We start from the raw sequence: 16072 nt of genomic DNA, 5'->3' as shown, positions 1-16072 counted from the left end.
CCAGCCGAGGAACTGAGCCAAAAAGGGTGGCAACGCTCAAGACCAGCCATTAAAGACGTGACTCCACCCAACCCTTCACGGAAGCCAGGGCCTCGTCCAGTGCCTCCGGGCGATTACCGCCCGCCATGGCCATATCAGGCCGACCACCCCCCTTGCCACCCACCTGCTGGGCCACCTGGTTCACCAGTTCGCCTGCCTTGATGGTGCTGGAATGGCCTGCCGTCACGCCGGCCACCAGGCTTACCTTGCCATCGCGGGCCGTGGCCAGAACGATGATGGCCTCGCCCAGTTTGTTCTTGAGTTGATCCACGGTATCCCGCAAGGATTTGGGATCGGCCTCGTCCATACGCGCTGCCAGCACCTTCACACCATTCACCTCCACCGCCTGATCGGTGAGGCTGGAACCCGCCTGGGAGGCCAGTTTGGCCTTCATGGCCTCCAGTTCCTTTTCCAGGCTACGGTGTCGATCGAGTACCTGCTGAATCTTTTCGGTGAGGTCACCCCTACCAGCTCGCAGCATCCGTGCGGCCTCGTCCAGTTGCTTTTCGGTATCGTCCATATGGTCCAGGGCATTGTCGCCGGTGACGGCTTCGATGCGACGGATACCGGAGGCCACTCCACCCTCGCTGATCACCTTGAACACACCGATATCTCCGGTACGCTGCACATGAATTCCGCCACAGAGCTCCACCGAAAAGTCGCCCAATGAAAGCACTCGCACCTCGTCGCCGTATTTCTCGCCAAACAGGGCCATGGCCCCGGCTTCCAGTGCCTCCTTGATCGGCATGACGCGAGCCTCGGCTGGGGCATTGGCGCGAATGGCATGATTCACCATGCGCTCAATACGGGCCAGTTGCTCACTGCTGATGGGCTCGAAGTGGGAGAAGTCAAAGCGCAGGCGATCCGGGGCCACCAGGGAGCCCTTCTGCTGCACATGCTCGCCCAGGACCTCGCGCAGGGCGGCGTGCAGCAGATGGGTGGCCGAGTGATTGAGCACTACGGCGCGACGGCGTTCACCATCCACTCGGGCAGACACGGTCGCGTGGGTCTCCAGAGTCCCGCGCAACATGGTACCGCGATGGATGAACACTCCACCCTGCTTCACCGTATCATTCACTTGGAAGAGCCCATCCGGCCCTTCAATGAAACCGGTGTCACCCACCTGACCACCGGACTCCCCATAAAACGGGGTGACATCCAAAACCACACTGCCTTCGCTGGACCCGTTCAGGCTGTCCACGGGCTTGCCATCACTACCGGCCAGGCGCAAGACACGGGCCTGCTCCTCAATATGCTCATAGCCCACAAAGCGGGAGTCGGATATGCCCTTGGCCACCGTGCCGGCATCAGACATACGGAAGCTGCTGGCGGCCCGGGCACGATCACGCTGCTGCTCCATCTCGTGTTCAAAGCCGGCCATATCCAGTTCCAGACCCTTCTCCCGGGCGATGTCGCCCGTCAGATCCACGGGGAAGCCGTAGGTATCATAAAGCTTGAAAATCAGGCCACCGGGAATGGTCTTGTCAGAGACCTTATCCAGGCCCTCTTCCAGGTGCTTGAGGCCATGCTCCAGGGTTTCACGGAAGCGCTCCTCCTCTTGCAGCAGCACCCGCTCCACCTGCTTTTGCGCCTTGGCCAGTTCGGGATAGGCCTCCCCCATCTCTCGCACCAGGGGCTCCACCAGCCGGTGGAAGAAGGGATCGGTCATGCCCAGCTTGTGCCCATGGCGGGCGGCGCGACGAATGATTCGGCGCAGCACGTAACCACGGCCCTCGTTGGCTGGCATGACGCCGTCGGTAATGAGGAAGCTGCAGGAACGAATGTGGTCGGCAATCACCTTATAGGAGGGGGCATGGGTGTCGTCACTGCCCATGATGCGACCCACGGCATCCAGAAGGTTTTGGAACAGGTCGATTTCATAATTGGAGTGAACACCCTGCAGTACTGCAGCCAGACGTTCCAGGCCCATACCCGTGTCCACGGAAGGCTTGGGCAGGGGGGTCAGGGTGCCTTCGCTGTCCCGGTCGTACTGCATGAAGACCAGGTTCCAGATCTCGATGTAACGATCCCCGTCAGCCTCGGGCGAACCCGGGGGACCACCCCAGACACCCGGGCCATGGTCATAAAAAACCTCGGTACAGGGTCCGCAGGGGCCGGTATCCCCCATTTGCCAGAAGTTGTCGGAACCGCCACCCGGTTCATCACCAATACGGGTCACACGGTCCGCGGGAACGCCGATCTCCTTCACCCAGATGTCGTAGGCCTCGTCATCTGTTTCGTAGACTGTCACCCAAAGCTTGTCGGCGGGCATCTTGAGCACCTGAGTGAGGTACTCCCAGGCGTAGTGAATGGCATCACGTTTGAAGTAATCGCCGAAACTGAAATTGCCCAGCATCTCGAAGAACGTGTGATGCCGTGCGGTATAACCCACGTTTTCCAGGTCATTGTGCTTACCGCCAGCGCGCACACAGCGCTGCGAGGACGTCGCCCGCTGGTAGGCACGCTGCTCAAGCCCCAGGAAGGTCTCCTTGAATTGCACCATGCCTGCATTGGTGAACAGCAAGGTGGGATCATTTCCGGGCACCAAGGGGGCCGAAGCCACCACTTCATGACCCTTGGAGCGGAAGTATTCGAGGAAACTCGTTCTGATATCGGCGCTTTTCATATCTTGCCTACTTCATTCATGACCCGGCGGATGATTTCCGCGGAAAAACCCCGGCTCTGCAAAAAACGCATCTGCCGGGCGCGTTCCCTGTAGTCCCGGGGTGGCTCGCCGGCAAAGCGGCGCTCGTACACATCAAGGGCCTGAACCTGCCAGTCCACCTCTGCTGCTTGCAGGGCCTGGCGGGCCTGCGCCTCATCGATACCGCGGTGGCGAAGATCGGCGGTGATGCGCAAAGGGCCCTGGCCCTGGCGGATTCGGTAACGTACAAATTCACTGACGAAACGCGAGTCGCTGAGCCAGCCCTCGGATTCGAGATCATCCAGCACCGTTTCCACGCTATCCCTGGCAAAACCCCGTGCGGCCAGCTTGCCTGCGAGCTCATATCGACTGTGTTCGCGGCGTGCCAGCAGGCGCAGGGCGCACTCCTGAGGATCCTGTTCAGCCTTCGGCGGCTTCGCTTTCGCTGCTGTCACTCTCGACCGGTTTCCGCTTGGGCATGTGCTTCTCACGGATCTGGGACTCGATATCCGCGGCTATCTCGGGGTTTTCCTTGAGGAAGTTACGGGCATTATCCTTGCCCTGCCCGATGCGTTCCCCCTTGTAGCTGTACCAGGCGCCGGCCTTGTCGACAATGCCATCCTTCACACCCATGTCGATGACTTCAGCCAGACGCGAGATGCCCTCACCATAGAGGATTTCAAAGTGCGCCTCACGAAACGGCGGGGCTGTCTTGTTCTTGACCACTTTTACCCGTGTTTCGTTGCCAACCACCTCGTCGCCTTTCTTGATGGCGCCGGTACGGCGGATATCCAGTCGAACGGAAGAGTAGAATTTCAGGGCGTTGCCGCCGGTGGTGGTTTCGGGGTTACCGAACATCACACCGATCTTCATGCGGATCTGGTTGATGAACACCACCAGGGTGTTGGAACGCTTGATGTTGGCGGTGAGCTTGCGCAGGGCCTGAGACATGAGGCGTGCCTGCAGGCCTACGTGGGTGTCACCCATCTCGCCTTCGATTTCGGCCTTGGGGGTCAGCGCAGCCACGGAGTCCACCACCACCACATCCACGGCACCGGAGCGCACCAGCATGTCGGCAATCTCCAGAGCCTGTTCCCCGGTGTCGGGCTGGGATACCAGGAGATTGTCCACGTCCACCCCCAGTGCCTGAGCATACGTGGGGTCGAGGGCGTGTTCCGCGTCCACGAAGGCTGCAGTGCCGCCCTCCTTCTGGCACTCGGCAATCACCTGCAGGGTGAGGGTGGTCTTGCCTGAGGATTCGGGCCCGAAAATCTCCACCACACGGCCACGAGGCAGACCGCCCACGCCAAGAGCAATATCCAGGGCCAGAGACCCGGTGGACACCACCGACACATCGCGCACCACGCTGGAATCGCCCATGCGCATCACAGCGCCCTTGCCGAACTGCCGTTCGATCTGGCCCAGTGCCGCGCTCAACGCCTTTTTACGATTCTCGTCCAAGATCCTGCCCTCTCGATCATCCCTAGTCATGTGGTAAGGCGCCATCCACGGCGCCCCCTGAAACCATTCTGGAAAGCGTGGAAGTATCTCACACTCCCGCCCTCCGTCGCCAATCCCTGACACGGGGCTTCATCGGCTTTCCAACAGGGTTTGCAGGCCCTCCAGCACCCGGGCCACAGTCTGACGTCGTATCGCCTCGCGCCCCCCGTTCAGATGCAGGCACTCAGCATGCATGGACCGCCCCCTCGCGCCCCAGGCCACCCAGACGGTGCCCACCGGCTTGGCGGGCGTCCCGCCCCCAGGGCCAGCGATACCGCTGACCGCTGCGGCAAGATCGGCACCACAATGGCGAAAGACCCCCTCCACCATCGCCTGAACCGTCTCGCGACTCACGGCACCGGCGGTATCCAGGATCTGCTGGCTTAGCTGCAACTGCTCCCGCTTGGCGGCGTTGCTGTAGGTCACAAAACCCCGATCAAACCAGGCTGAGCTACCTGGAATATCGGTCATGACCTTGGCAATCCAGCCCCCGGTGCAGGACTCGGCCAGCGCCACCTGCCAGCCATGGGCCAGCAGGGCATCCCCGAGAACCCTGGCCCGGCGCTCCAGGATGGCATCATCGCAACTGATCATCACAGCATGCGCTGGATCTTGGTGGCCACCACGTAACCCAGACCTTCCGGGTCCACCCGCAACACCTCCACTTCCGCATTGAAAGGCGCCACCAGGGCCTTGATCGGTTCAATCGCTACCGTGAGCTGAGCCCCCAGCGGCAGTGGATCATCCAGATAAAAGGACAGGCCATTCGGGCTTAGGTCCCGCCCCAGTCCCTGATGCTCCCGGCCCGAATCCATTTCCTTCACCTTGACCGGATGATCCACCTGCAAACGCTGGAAATCACGTTTTTCATCCATTCCCATGTTCATGCATGCCCCCAGTTCATTGATGGATCGGTACGGGCCTCTACAGCGCGCCTGCGAAATACTATCATGCCGTGAGACACGAGCCTCCCCAGGCTCGATTCAGGCGTCAATGGGAGGTGCCGCACGATGAAAGACCCAGCCACCCGGCTCATTGAGCAGATTCGCCTCGATTTTGAGGCCACCGCCGACACCACGGGCCTTCAATCCCTCGCGCCCGAGGTGGAAGCGGCCCTGACCCGGGTGCCCCGACACCATTTTGTGCCGGCCAGACAACAGAGCCAGGCATGGGATAACACCGCCCTGCCCATTGGCCACCAGCAGACCATCTCGCAGCCATTCGTGGTGGCCTTGATGACACAACTGCTGAACCTCTCCCCCAAGGCGCGGGTGCTGGAAGTGGGCACTGGATGCGGTTACCAGACCGCCATACTGGCGGAACTGGCCAGGGAGGTCTTCACCATTGAGGTCATCCCGGAACTGGCCGAGAGTGCTCGCGAACGCCTGCGAACCCTGGGCTATGACAACGTCCATACCCGAGTGGGCGATGGTCATGCCGGTTGGCCGGAGGAGGCCCCCTTCGATGCCATCATCGTCACCGCCGGCGCCCCTCGCATTCCCGCCAGCCTTGAAGAGCAGTTGCGCCCCAACGGGCGGATGGTGATCCCGGTGAATTCCGACTGGCAAAGCCAGGATCTGGTGGTGGCCACCCGCAACGAGAGCGGAGAACTGGATTGCCAGCGCGTGCTGGCAGTGCGCTTTGTCCCCTTGGTAGGAAAAAAGTCCTGAGCACACCCCCACCGCCACGGGATGCCCCCGGGCGTGGGGGCACGGCCCCGGCAGGGCCGTTGGCTCAAAGGAACTGCGGTAGCTGCCGGCGGATATCCTCCGGATCCTGAGTGGTGAGGTTCTTGTCGATCTCACCGGCGATGGACTTCTGCGTGACCGCGTTCATGCAGCCGCGCAGCGCCCCCAGGAACGACGGGGCGGCAATGATGTAGAGTTTGGTGAACTGCCCCTTGGCACGGGCCACATTGAGCCGCTCACACAGTTCCCTTGCAAACCGATTGGCCTCGTGCTTTTTGGGCGGCGTCTCCTTCCCCATGGCGTGACGCCCGTCGCCGCTGCTGTCAAATGTTCGCCCCATCCGGTCGGCTTGCAGGTCATGTTCGTGTAATCGGGCCTCGGGATGCGTGAAATCTGCCTCTTCGACCAGGGGGCTGAAGGACTTTTCGGCACTGAATACTCTGGCCCGACTCGCATCCGCGACAATGACCCATGTTGTCATGGACGAACCTCCTATCTGCGTGACTGAAAAGGCCGGGCCGGAGCCCGATCCCGCAGCACCCGGCTGCGTCGTGAACGGGGATTGCGCGGGCTGCAAGAGCCGCCAACCACCCCCTAGGGAGAGACTAGACGATCCTGACCCGCTGGACAGCACCTTCAGCCAGACGGGCGCTTAAGCCGGCCACTGCACAAGATCCCGGTACGCACGCCACGTTGCATGCCCCAAGATTGGCAGAATGACCACCAGACCCAGCATCAGTGTACTCAGACCCACGGCAGTCAACCCCACCAGCAGGGTCGCCCATACCGCCATGGTGGCAGGGTTGCGCCGCACCACGCCCACACTGGTTGTAATACCCTCGATCAGATCACCACGACGATCGGTCACCACGCAAAGGGTCACCACACCGGTCACGAAGACCAGAAAAGCCGCTGCCGCACCGCTGACAACGAAAACACCCAGGAACATGAGACCTTCCAGGCTGGTGAACAAGGGAGACCACCCGGTTTGCAATCCCGCGGGCAGGCGATCAAACAACAGGGCCAGCATCAGAGACGTGAAACGAATCCAGGCAATCATCACCACTGACAGGAAGGCGATGTAAAGCCCTATCGTTACGGGGTTTTCACGCCATACCCGCCATGTGGCGATAAAACCGACGGATTGACCCTGTTCCAATAATCGACTGCTCTCGTAGATGCCCAGAGCCGACAAGGGGCCCACCAGCAGAAAACCCGCCACAAAGCTGAGAATAAGGAAAGGTTCGGCCCGCACACCCCAGAGGATCAGATAGCCTGCTCCACTGGCGATGAGGCCATAGATTAATCCGGGCAACGGGGCCTTCAGGAAATCTCGCATCCCCTGCGTGAGCCATTGGATCGGCCGGTCCGGTGGCACTTCGGGCAAGGCGGGTTGGGCAGGTGGGGTATCCTCACCGGTATTGATCGATCGGTCCATGTCATGGCCTCACTTCGCAAGGATCGGTGAATGCAACAGCGCTGATATCGTTATATAGACATAAATACTCAGGTTTGCTCATCCCTCCTATCCACTCGCTTCACGGCAGGGCCATTTAAGGGCATCATCCCGCCCATTGCGGTCCGCGGGCCACCGATGGCTGGACATCCTTCAGAACCTTTAACAACAAAAGGCATTAAGTGACCGAAGTAAAGAATCATTCTGCACACACCCCCATGATGCAGCAGTTCCTTCGCATCAAGGCTGAGCATCCGGATATCCTGCTGTTCTACCGCATGGGGGATTTTTATGAGCTCTTCTTTGATGACGCCACCCGCGCGGCAAGGCTCTTGGACATCACGCTCACCCGCCGCGGACAGTCCGCCGGGGCTCCCATTCCCATGGCAGGGGTACCGGTGCATGCCGTGGAGTCGTATTTGGCCCGGCTGCTGCGGCTGGGAGAGTCGGTCGCCATCTGTGAGCAAGTGGGCGACCCAGGGAGCAGCAAGGGTCCGGTAGAGCGCAAGGTGGTGCGCGTCGTCACACCCGGCACGGTGACCGAGGATGCCCTGCTGGAGGAGCGCCGGGACAATCTACTGGTGTGCCTTGGGGGCGATGGCGAACACACGGGGCTGGCCGCCCTGGATCTGAGCACGGGGCGCTTTCAGGTTCAGGAACTCACGGGTACGGAACCCCTGCTGGGTGAACTGGAGCGCTTGCGCCCGGCAGAGATCCTGATTCCCGAGGGCATGACCCTGCCAGGACCCGAGCGGACGGGCGTGCGCCGTCGGCCGCCGTGGCATTTTGAGGTGGATGCTGCCCGCGAATTGCTCACCCGCCAATTTGGCACTCGGGATCTGGCCGGCTTTGGCTGCGAGGAGATGCATCGGGCGGTGGGGGCTGCGGGCGCCCTGCTACAGTACGTCAAGGACACCCAGAAGACCGCCTTGCCCCATATCGATGGCCTGAGCGTGCAGAGTCGGGACGCTGGCATCATTCTGGATGCCGCCAGCCGGCGCAACCTGGAACTGACCGTCAATCTCTCCGGGGGCCAGGAAAATACCCTGGCCTCGGTGCTGGACCGCACGGTCACGGCCATGGGCAGCCGCCTGCTGGGGCGTTGGCTGCATCAGCCCCTGCGGGATCGTTGCACCCTGCAGGAGCGTCACGGCACGGTGGGGGAACTGCAGGAGCGACAGGCCTTTGAATCGCTCCAGATTCAACTGCGTGGGATTGGCGATCTGGAACGCATCCTCACCCGGGTAGCCCTGGGTTCCGCCCGCCCCCGCGACCTCACCACCCTGCGTGACTCATTGGCGGAACTGCCCAGTCTGCAGTCAGAACTGACCACCCTGGTGTCGCCACGCATCACGACCCTGGCTGGGCAGATCGGCGAACACCCCCAGGTGGTGGATCTGCTGCGCAGCGCCGTGATCGACCAGCCCCCGGTACTGATTCGCGACGGCGGCGTCATTGCACCGGGATATGATGCCGAGCTGGATGAATTACGCGGCCTGTCGGAGAACGCCGACCAGTTCCTGGTGGATCTGGAGCAGCGTGAGCGAGAACGCACGGGCATTGCGAATCTCAAGGTTGCCTACAACCGTGTGCATGGGTATTACATCGAAATCAGTCGCAGCCAGTCGGACAAGGCCCCGGAAGATTACACCCGTCGCCAAACCCTCAAGGGAGCTGAGCGCTTCATCACTCCGGAACTCAAGCGTTTCGAGGACAAGGTTCTGTCGGCGCGGGAACGATCGCTGGCGCGGGAGAAACAACTCTACGAGGCCCTGCTCACCCGCTTGCATGCCCCCCTGCCGGCGCTGCGGCAAACTGCCGAGGGGTTGGCGGAGTTGGACGTCCTGACCAATCTGGCGGAGCGAGCCGAGACGCTGAACTATCGCGCCCCGGAACTCACCGACACGCCGGGACTGCTGATCGAGGAGGGACGTCACCCCGTGGTGGAACAGGTGCTGGATGAGCCGTTCGTACCCAATGACCTGAAGATGAGCGACCAGCGCCGCATGCTGGTGATCACCGGCCCCAACATGGGTGGTAAATCCACCTACATGCGGCAGGCTGCCCTGATTGTGCTCATGGCCCATGTGGGCAGCTTCGTACCCGCCCGTCATGCCCGGCTGGGGCCCGTGGATCGCATCTTCACTCGCATCGGTGCCAGCGACGACCTGGCCTCGGGCCGCTCCACCTTCATGGTGGAAATGACCGAGGCCGCCAATATCCTCAATCATGCCACCGACCACAGCCTGGTGCTCATGGACGAGATCGGGCGTGGTACCAGTACCTTTGATGGCCTCTCCCTCGCCTGGGCCTGCGCTGAACATCTGGCGCGCAAAAACCGGGCCTTTAGCCTGTTTGCCACCCATTATTTCGAGCTCACCGCCCTGCCTGAGCAATTCCCGGCCATCGTCAACGTGCATATCGATGCCATTGAGCACGGTGAACGCATCGTTTTTCTGCATGCCTTGAAGGAGGGGCCAGCCAATCAAAGTTATGGCCTGCATGTGGCTGCGCTGGCCGGCGTACCCCGCAGCGTGATCCAGCGTGCCCGCGAACGCCTGTCGGAACTGGAACAGCAGAGCCTGGCAGGCACGGCGACAGACAGCCCCCAACTCAGCCTTTTTGGCGCCAACGGCGGATGCGCCTCCCCGGCACCGGAGCCCGAGGACCCGGCCGCAAAGGCGCTGCGCGAGGCGGTTGAAGCGCTGGACCCGGATGATCTCACCCCCCGGCAGGCACTGGAGACCCTTTACCGGCTGCAATCCCTGATCAAGCACGAAACCACGGGGTCGGTCAGTTAATGCCCCCTGGCAAAACCCTGTTTTCATGGGGGTAACGGCACCGAAATGAGGGGATATTGACGTTAAGCCAACTCAGGCCTCAGGCTTGACACACTGGCTGTTCTTAGCCTGCTCCAATCCCACCCATCAGAAGGGAGATGCGCGATGACATTTGTAGTACTGGAGAACTGTATCCGCTGCAAGTTCACGGATTGCGTGGAGGTGTGCCCGGTGGACTGTTTCCATGAGGGCCCCAACTTCCTGGTCATCGACCCGGATGAGTGCATCGACTGTTCCCTGTGCGAGCCAGAATGCCCTGCCGAGGCCATCGTGCCGGAGGATGAGGTGCCCGAAGGGCAGGAACATATGCTGGAACTGAACGCTGAACTGTCCCAACAATGGCCAGTGATCACCCGGCGCAAGGATCCACTACCGGATGCGGAGGAATGGAACGGAAAACCGGACAAACTGAAACATCTGGAACGTTAGCGCGCCCCCCCGTCAACGTGAAAGAACCCAGGTTCAGCGACAGAAGCGCCCTTCTCCCCCGAGGGGGAGAGGGCCCTGGCACGTGCCTCCCACCGTCTTTGCTCCCGGGTGGGACAGGGATTCAATCCCTGGTGAGCAGGACCACTGCGTGGGCCTCAATGCCCTCCTTGCGCCCCACGAACCCCAGACGTTCGGTGGTGGTGGCCTTGACGTTCACCCGGTCAACTTCCAGATCCAGATCCTCGGCGATGTTCGCCCGCATTCGATCCACGTGGGGTGACATTTTCGGGGCCTGGGCAGCGATCGTGGCATCCACATTGCCCACTTGCCAGCCACGCGCCCGGATCTGCCCCATCACCTGACGCAGCAAGTCACGACTGTCCGCGCCCTTGAAGGCCGGGTCCGTATCCGGAAAATGTCGACCGATGTCCCCCAGAGCCAACGCGCCCAGGATGGCGTCACTGATCGCATGCAACAGGACATCGCCGTCGGAGTGGGCCTTGAATGCCCGGTCATGGGGGATGCTGACCCCGCCAATCACCAGATGATCGCCCTCCATGAAGGCATGTACATCATAGCCGTGTCCGATACGCAGGTTCATGTCTCTTCCCGAATAGTGGATGCCCGTCTGCGCTCAGCCAGGTAGAACTCGGCCAGGCGCAGGTCCTCGGGGCGAGTGATCTTGATATTTTCGGCGCTGCCTTCCACCAACCGGGGGGCATGGCCTGCATGTTCCAGGGCCGAAGCCTCGTCGGTGACCATGAAGCCGTCCTCCAGCGCCTTTTCCAGGGCGCTGGCCAGGGTGGCCAGGCGAAACATCTGTGGGGTGAAGGCACGCCACAAATCGGCGCGGTCCACCGTGGCGGCGATGTACCCGTCAGGGGTAGCCCGCTTCTTGGTGTCCCTGACCGGGGTTGCCAGGATGCCACCCACGGGATCGTCGCGCAGGGTCTCGATCAGCCTCTCCAGATCGTCATCACTCAAGCAGGGACGTGCGGCATCGTGAACCAGCACCCAGTCCTCAGGGTGAGCCAGTGCCTCCAGCCCCCGCAGGGCATTCAACACCGAGTGGCAGCGTTCAGCGCCCCCGTCCACCACCTGGAGGGGTTTGTCGGTCACGGGGCACAGGGATGGGAAATAGGCATCGTCATGACTCACGGCCACGACCACACCCGCAATGCGCGGATGACGCAGGAAGATGTCCAACGTCTGCTCGATCACAGTGCGACCATCCAGCGGCAGGTATTGCTTGGGTCGGTCTGCCTGCATCCGGCTGCCGACACCTGCGGCGGGAATGACCGCCCAGAACTTTGGCTCAGGTTTCATCGATACTCAGGAAAGCGGTCACGGTCCACCACCTGGAAGAAGACCTCATCTTCGCCAATCATGCCCAGCTCACGTCGGGCGCGTTCCTCGATGGCGTCCAGTCCGGTCTTGAGGTCGATCACCTCGGCCTCCAGGGCCTCATTACGGCTACGCAATTGCTGGTTCTCCGCCTTTTGCGCCTCCAGGGTCTCGCGCAACTGCCAGACCTCGGGCGGATTGCCCTCGCCGAACCAGAGTTTGTACTGCAAGCCCACCAGCAAGACCAGCAGCAGTACGGTCAACCACTTCATGTTACTGTCCAGGCGCGGGGCGCCCCCACTTCCGCAAGCGCGGGAATGGGGGCGGGTGAAGGCTTTACTTCAGATGCGGGAAAGCCTGCCGACCGGCATAGCGCGCCGCCGAACCCAGCTCCTCTTCAATACGGATCAACTGATTGTACTTGGCCACCCGATCGGAACGTGACAGGGAACCGGTCTTGATCTGCCCGGCGTTGGTGGCGACCGACAGGTCTGCAATGGTCACATCCTCGCTCTCGCCAGAACGATGGGAGATCACGGCGGTGTAACCGGCGCCCTGGGCCAGACGGATGGCCTCAAGGGTCTCGGTGAGGGTGCCAATCTGGTTGAGTTTGATGAGGATGGAGTTGCCGATCCCCTTATCAATGCCTTCCTGAAGGATCCGGGTATTGGTCACGAACAGGTCATCACCGACCAGCTGCACGCGGTTGCCCAGTTTCTCCGTCAGCAGCTTCCAGCCGTCCCAGTCGCCCTCGTCCAGCCCATCTTCAATGGTGATGATGGGGTACTGGTCCATCCACCGGCAGAGGTACTCCACCATGCCGGCGGCATCCAGGCTCTTGCCCTCGGAGGCCAGTTCATAACGACCATTCCTGTAAAACTCGGAAGCGGCGCAATCCAGGCCCAGATGGATATCCTTGCCCGGGGTGAAACCGGCCTGATGGATGGCTTCCAGTATGGCCTCAATGGCCGCTTCGTTGGAATCCAGATCCGGGGCAAAACCGCCCTCATCGCCCACGGTGGTGGACAGGTGACGGGCACCCAGCACCTTCTTCAGTGCGTGGAACACCTCTGCCCCATAGCGGATGGCATCGGCCACATTGGGGGCGCCTACGGGCAGGATCATGAATTCCTGCATGTCCACATTATTGCTGGCGTGCGCCCCGCCATTGATGATGTTCATCATGGGCACGGGCAGCAGGTTTGCGCCCTCCCCGCCCAGATGTCGATAAAGAGGGTAACCGTTCTCCTGGGCATTGGCATGGGCAGTGGCCATGGACACCGCCAGCAGGGCATTGGCACCCAGACGCCCCTTATTATCCGTGCCATCCAGTTCGATCATTCGACGGTCGATGACCTCCTGATCATCCGAAGCAACGCCCAGCAAGGCTTCGCGAATCTCTCCATTGACGTTGGCCACCGCCTTTTGAACACCCTTGCCGCAGTAACGGTCGCCACCGTCACGCAGTTCCAGGGCCTCGCGGGACCCGGTCGAGGCGCCAGAGGGAACAATCGCGCGACCGGTCGCACCGGAAACAAGCTTGATGTCCGTCTCAACAGTAGGATTGCCGCGGGAATCCAGCACTTCGCGGGCATGGATATCGACGATCTCGGTCATGAGTGTCCTCTACTAATCTTGGGATGCGATCAGGAACTGATCTTCAATGAAACCCTGGCGCTTGGTGACTTCATCCAGCGCCTTGAGGGTGATCAACAGGTCTTCCAGCAGGGGCATGGGCCAGGCATTCGGGCCGTCGGAGAGGGCCTTGTCCGGATCGGGATGGGTCTCCATGAACAATCCGGCCACACCCGCCGCCACCGCCGCCCGGGCCAGCACCGGAACAAACTCCCGCTGACCACCGGAACTGCTACCGCGTCCCCCAGGTTGCTGCACCGAATGCGTGGCGTCGAATACCACCGGACACCCCGTCTGGCGCATGACTGCGAGGCCACGCATGTCGGAGATCAGCGTGTTATAGCCGAAGGAGACCCCACGCTCGCAGACCATGATGTGCTCATTACCCGTGGCTCGGGCCTTGTCCACCACGTTTTGCATGTCCCACGGTGCCAGGAACTGGCCCTTCTTGATATTCACCGGCAAACCCTGAGCTGCCACCTTCTGGATGAAGTTGGTCTGACGGCACAGGAAGGCTGGCGTCTGCAGCACATCCACGACGGCGGCAACGGCCTCCATGGGAGTGTCCTCGTGGACATCCGTGAGCACCGGCACCCGGATCTGCTGTCGTACCTTTTCCAGGATTTTCAGGCCCTCATCCATCCCTGGGCCGCGAAAACTTGTCACAGAGGACCGATTCGCCTTATCGAATGAGGACTTGTAGATAAACGGAATGCCGAGGCGATCCGCCATCTCCTTGAGCTGCCCAGCGGTGTCCAGCGCCAACTGTTCGCTCTCGATCACGCAGGGGCCGGAGATCAGGAACAGCGGCTGATCATTGCCAGCCTGGAAGTCACACAGATTCATAGTGCTCACTCAGGTTGGCCTTTTTTTCGTGCTGGAGCCGCGCGGCACGCACGAATCCGGAAAAGAGTGGGTGCCCATCCCGAGGGGTGGAGGTGAATTCCGGGTGGAACTGGCAAGCCAGAAACCAGGGGTGATCATGGAGTTCCACCACTTCGACCAGGGCATCATCCATGGATTTTCCCGAGATCACCAGACCCGCCTGGGTCAGGGTATCCAGGTACTGGTTGTTGAACTCATAGCGGTGCCGATGACGCTCGCTGATGATCTCGTTCCCGTACACGCGGCACACCAGGGTCTTGGGATCAAGACGCGCCTGCTGACCGCCCAGACGCATGGTGCCGCCCATGTCATCGTCCTCGGCGCGACGCTCCAACTCACCCTCGGCATTTTGCCATTCGGTGATCAAGGCAATGACCGGATGCGGTGTATCAGGCCGGAATTCGGTGCTGTGAGCATTTTCCAGGCCGGCCACATGACGGGCATACTCAATCACGGCCGCCTGCATTCCAAGGCAAATGCCCAGATAAGGCACTTGACGCTCCCGGGCATAACGCACGGCGGCAATCTTGCCCTCAACGCCCCGCTCGCCGAAACCACCGGGCACCAGGATGGCATCCACCTCGCCCAGCACATCATCATCGGAGTTCTCCAGCTTCTCCGAGTCGATATAACGGATATTCACCTTGGTGGACGTATGGATACCCGCATGGGTCAGGGCCTCGTTGAGGGATTTGTAGGACTCGGTGAGCTCCACATATTTGCCGACCATACCGATGGTGACCTCGGCCTCCGGGAACTCCATGGCATTGACCACGTTCTTCCAGTCGGAAAGATCTGCAGGCCGGGCCTCCATGTGCAGTTTGCGCAGGACAATCTCATCCAGCTTTTGGGAGTGCAGCCACAGAGGGATCTTGTAGATATTATCCACATCCACCGCCGAGATGACTGCCTTTTCCTCCACGTTGGTGAACAGGGCGATCTTGCGCCGTTCTCCCTCAGGCAAGGGGTGGTTGCTGCGGCAGAGCAGAATGTCGGGCTGAATGCCGATGGACCGCAGCTCCTTCACCGAATGCTGGGTTGGCTTGGTCTTGATCTCACCGGCGGCCGCAATGTACGGAACCAGGGTCAGGTGCATGAAAAGGGCATTCTCATGGCCCAGTTCCACTCCCATCTGGCGAATGGCCTCCAGGAAAGGCAGCGACTCAATATCGCCCACGGTTCCGCCGATCTCCACCAGGGCAATATCGGCCCCCTCGGCACCGGCCCGGATGGAGCGCTTGATCTCATCGGTGATGTGGGGAATGACCTGTACGGTCCCCCCCAGATAGTCGCCCCGGCGTTCCTTGCGGATCACGTTCTCGTAGATCTGACCGGTGGTGAAGTTATTGCGGCGGGTGGTACGGATCCGCACAAAGCGCTCGTAATGGCCCAGGTCCAGATCGGTTTCGGCCCCGTCTTCGGTGACAAAGACCTCTCCATGCTGAAACGGACTCATGGTGCCCGGATCCACGTTGATATAGGGATCGAGCTTGAGCAGGGTGACCTTCAGGCCGCGCGCTTCGAGGATGGTCCCCAGAGAGGCAGCAGAAATGCCCTTGCCCAGGGAGGAAACCACACCCCCGGTAATGAATACGTATCGAGTCATGAGTTG

General features: G+C 61.2%; 16 protein-coding genes. 3 read left to right on the top strand and 13 right to left on the bottom strand.

Annotation, left to right across the window (positions count from 1 at the left end; genetic code table 11):
* Window positions 1–49 precede the first annotated feature (49 nt).
* From alaS to BMY52_RS07325, 5 genes are all read right to left on the bottom strand, one after another.
* Window positions 50–2665, bottom strand: a complete 2616-nt coding sequence (gene alaS / locus BMY52_RS07345) for an alanine--tRNA ligase (protein WP_090252825.1) — start codon at window positions 2663–2665, stop codon at window positions 50–52.
* Window positions 2662–3138, bottom strand: a complete 477-nt coding sequence (locus BMY52_RS07340) for a regulatory protein RecX (RefSeq protein ID WP_245740677.1) — start codon at window positions 3136–3138, stop codon at window positions 2662–2664. The genes alaS and BMY52_RS07340 overlap by 4 nt, the downstream gene beginning before the upstream one ends.
* Window positions 3104–4144, bottom strand: a complete 1041-nt coding sequence (gene recA / locus BMY52_RS07335; protein WP_090252822.1) for a recombinase RecA — start codon at window positions 4142–4144, stop codon at window positions 3104–3106. Before recA ends, BMY52_RS07340 begins: the two co-directional genes overlap by 35 nt.
* A 129-nt stretch (window positions 4145–4273) precedes the next feature.
* The gene (locus BMY52_RS07330; RefSeq protein WP_090252821.1) at window positions 4274–4777 is read right to left on the bottom strand and encodes a CinA family protein; all 504 of its coding nucleotides are present in this window, start codon (window positions 4775–4777) and stop codon (window positions 4274–4276) included.
* Window positions 4777–5058, bottom strand: a complete 282-nt coding sequence (locus tag BMY52_RS07325) for a PilZ domain-containing protein (RefSeq protein WP_177169883.1) — start codon at window positions 5056–5058, stop codon at window positions 4777–4779. Before BMY52_RS07325 ends, BMY52_RS07330 begins: the two co-directional genes overlap by 1 nt.
* 135 nt (window positions 5059–5193) lie before the next feature.
* Here BMY52_RS07325 and BMY52_RS07320 point away from each other — a divergent pair, with 135 nt between their 5' ends.
* Window positions 5194–5853 carry a protein-L-isoaspartate(D-aspartate) O-methyltransferase gene (locus BMY52_RS07320; protein WP_090252816.1) on the top strand — a complete coding sequence of 220 codons (660 nt, stop codon included), beginning with the start codon at window positions 5194–5196 and terminating at the stop codon, window positions 5851–5853.
* A 64-nt stretch (window positions 5854–5917) separates the two neighbouring features.
* Here the strand turns inward: BMY52_RS07320 and BMY52_RS07315 are convergent, their stop codons facing one another.
* Together BMY52_RS07315 and BMY52_RS07310 are read right to left on the bottom strand one after the other, a co-directional pair.
* The gene (locus BMY52_RS07315; RefSeq protein ID WP_090252813.1) at window positions 5918–6352 is read right to left on the bottom strand and encodes a host attachment protein; all 435 of its coding nucleotides are present in this window, start codon (window positions 6350–6352) and stop codon (window positions 5918–5920) included.
* A 171-nt stretch (window positions 6353–6523) separates the two neighbouring features.
* Window positions 6524–7309 carry a DUF2189 domain-containing protein gene (locus tag BMY52_RS07310; protein WP_090252810.1) on the bottom strand — a complete coding sequence of 262 codons (786 nt, stop codon included), beginning with the start codon at window positions 7307–7309 and terminating at the stop codon, window positions 6524–6526.
* A 236-nt stretch (window positions 7310–7545) separates the two neighbouring features.
* Between BMY52_RS07310 and mutS the strand changes: the two genes are divergently transcribed.
* Together mutS and fdxA are read left to right on the top strand one after the other, a co-directional pair.
* Window positions 7546–10128, top strand: coding sequence for a DNA mismatch repair protein MutS (mutS, locus tag BMY52_RS07305; RefSeq protein WP_090252808.1), 2583 nt, complete (start codon window positions 7546–7548; stop codon window positions 10126–10128).
* A 144-nt stretch (window positions 10129–10272) separates the two neighbouring features.
* Entirely contained in the window at window positions 10273–10596 is a 324-nt protein-coding gene (fdxA, locus tag BMY52_RS07300) for a ferredoxin FdxA (protein ID WP_063465319.1), read from the top strand.
* 121 nt (window positions 10597–10717) lie between these two features.
* Here the strand turns inward: fdxA and ispF are convergent, their stop codons facing one another.
* The 6 genes from ispF to BMY52_RS07270 form a co-directional block, all read right to left on the bottom strand.
* Window positions 10718–11197: a 2-C-methyl-D-erythritol 2,4-cyclodiphosphate synthase gene (gene ispF / locus BMY52_RS07295; protein WP_090252805.1), complete on the bottom strand. Its 480-nt coding sequence runs from the start codon at window positions 11195–11197 to the stop codon at window positions 10718–10720.
* Window positions 11194–11922, bottom strand: a complete 729-nt coding sequence (ispD, locus tag BMY52_RS07290) for a 2-C-methyl-D-erythritol 4-phosphate cytidylyltransferase (RefSeq protein WP_090252803.1) — start codon at window positions 11920–11922, stop codon at window positions 11194–11196. Before ispD ends, ispF begins: the two co-directional genes overlap by 4 nt.
* On the bottom strand, window positions 11919–12212 hold the full coding sequence (gene ftsB / locus BMY52_RS07285; RefSeq protein WP_090252800.1) for a cell division protein FtsB: 294 nt from the start codon (window positions 12210–12212) through the stop codon (window positions 11919–11921). The genes ispD and ftsB overlap by 4 nt, the downstream gene beginning before the upstream one ends.
* A gap of 64 nt (window positions 12213–12276) precedes the next feature.
* Window positions 12277–13557 carry a phosphopyruvate hydratase gene (eno, locus tag BMY52_RS07280; RefSeq protein WP_090252797.1) on the bottom strand — a complete coding sequence of 427 codons (1281 nt, stop codon included), beginning with the start codon at window positions 13555–13557 and terminating at the stop codon, window positions 12277–12279.
* A gap of 12 nt (window positions 13558–13569) precedes the next feature.
* Window positions 13570–14421 (bottom strand): 3-deoxy-8-phosphooctulonate synthase, encoded by an 852-nt coding sequence (kdsA, locus tag BMY52_RS07275; RefSeq protein ID WP_090252794.1) that lies wholly within the window; start codon window positions 14419–14421, stop codon window positions 13570–13572.
* A complete protein-coding gene (locus tag BMY52_RS07270) occupies window positions 14408–16066 on the bottom strand; it encodes a CTP synthase (RefSeq protein WP_090252792.1) in 1659 nt (552 codons plus the stop codon). Before BMY52_RS07270 ends, kdsA begins: the two co-directional genes overlap by 14 nt.
* Window positions 16067–16072 lie beyond the last annotated feature (6 nt).

This window comes from Ectothiorhodospira marina (assembly GCF_900109495.1).
GTDB classification, from domain to species: domain Bacteria; phylum Pseudomonadota; class Gammaproteobacteria; order Ectothiorhodospirales; family Ectothiorhodospiraceae; genus Ectothiorhodospira; species Ectothiorhodospira marina.
Note: the sequence above shows the minus strand (reverse complement) of the source record. Positions and strands in the feature narration are given on the sequence as shown.

Bases quoted from the DNA above. Each gene is read 5' to 3' on its own strand.
- fdxA (WP_063465319.1), top strand. From the start codon at position 10,273: ATGACATTTGTAGTACTGGAGAACTGTATCCGCTGCAAGTTCACGGAT.
- BMY52_RS07325 (WP_177169883.1), bottom strand. From the start codon at position 5,058: ATGGATGAAAAACGTGATTTCCAGCGTTTGCAGGTGGATCATCCGGTC.
- ftsB (WP_090252800.1), bottom strand. From the start codon at position 12,212: ATGAAGTGGTTGACCGTACTGCTGCTGGTCTTGCTGGTGGGCTTGCAG.
- ispF (WP_090252805.1), bottom strand. From the start codon at position 11,197: ATGAACCTGCGTATCGGACACGGCTATGATGTACATGCCTTCATGGAG.
- BMY52_RS07330 (WP_090252821.1), bottom strand. From the start codon at position 4,777: ATGATCAGTTGCGATGATGCCATCCTGGAGCGCCGGGCCAGGGTTCTC.
- kdsA (WP_090252794.1), bottom strand. From the start codon at position 14,421: ATGAATCTGTGTGACTTCCAGGCTGGCAATGATCAGCCGCTGTTCCTG.
- BMY52_RS07310 (WP_090252810.1), bottom strand. From the start codon at position 7,309: ATGGACCGATCGATCAATACCGGTGAGGATACCCCACCTGCCCAACCC.
- ispD (WP_090252803.1), bottom strand. From the start codon at position 11,922: ATGAAACCTGAGCCAAAGTTCTGGGCGGTCATTCCCGCCGCAGGTGTC.
- alaS (WP_090252825.1), bottom strand. From the start codon at position 2,665: ATGAAAAGCGCCGATATCAGAACGAGTTTCCTCGAATACTTCCGCTCC.
- BMY52_RS07320 (WP_090252816.1), top strand. From the start codon at position 5,194: ATGAAAGACCCAGCCACCCGGCTCATTGAGCAGATTCGCCTCGATTTT.
- mutS (WP_090252808.1), top strand. From the start codon at position 7,546: ATGATGCAGCAGTTCCTTCGCATCAAGGCTGAGCATCCGGATATCCTG.
- eno (WP_090252797.1), bottom strand. From the start codon at position 13,557: ATGACCGAGATCGTCGATATCCATGCCCGCGAAGTGCTGGATTCCCGC.
- BMY52_RS07270 (WP_090252792.1), bottom strand. From the start codon at position 16,066: ATGACTCGATACGTATTCATTACCGGGGGTGTGGTTTCCTCCCTGGGC.
- BMY52_RS07315 (WP_090252813.1), bottom strand. From the start codon at position 6,352: ATGACAACATGGGTCATTGTCGCGGATGCGAGTCGGGCCAGAGTATTC.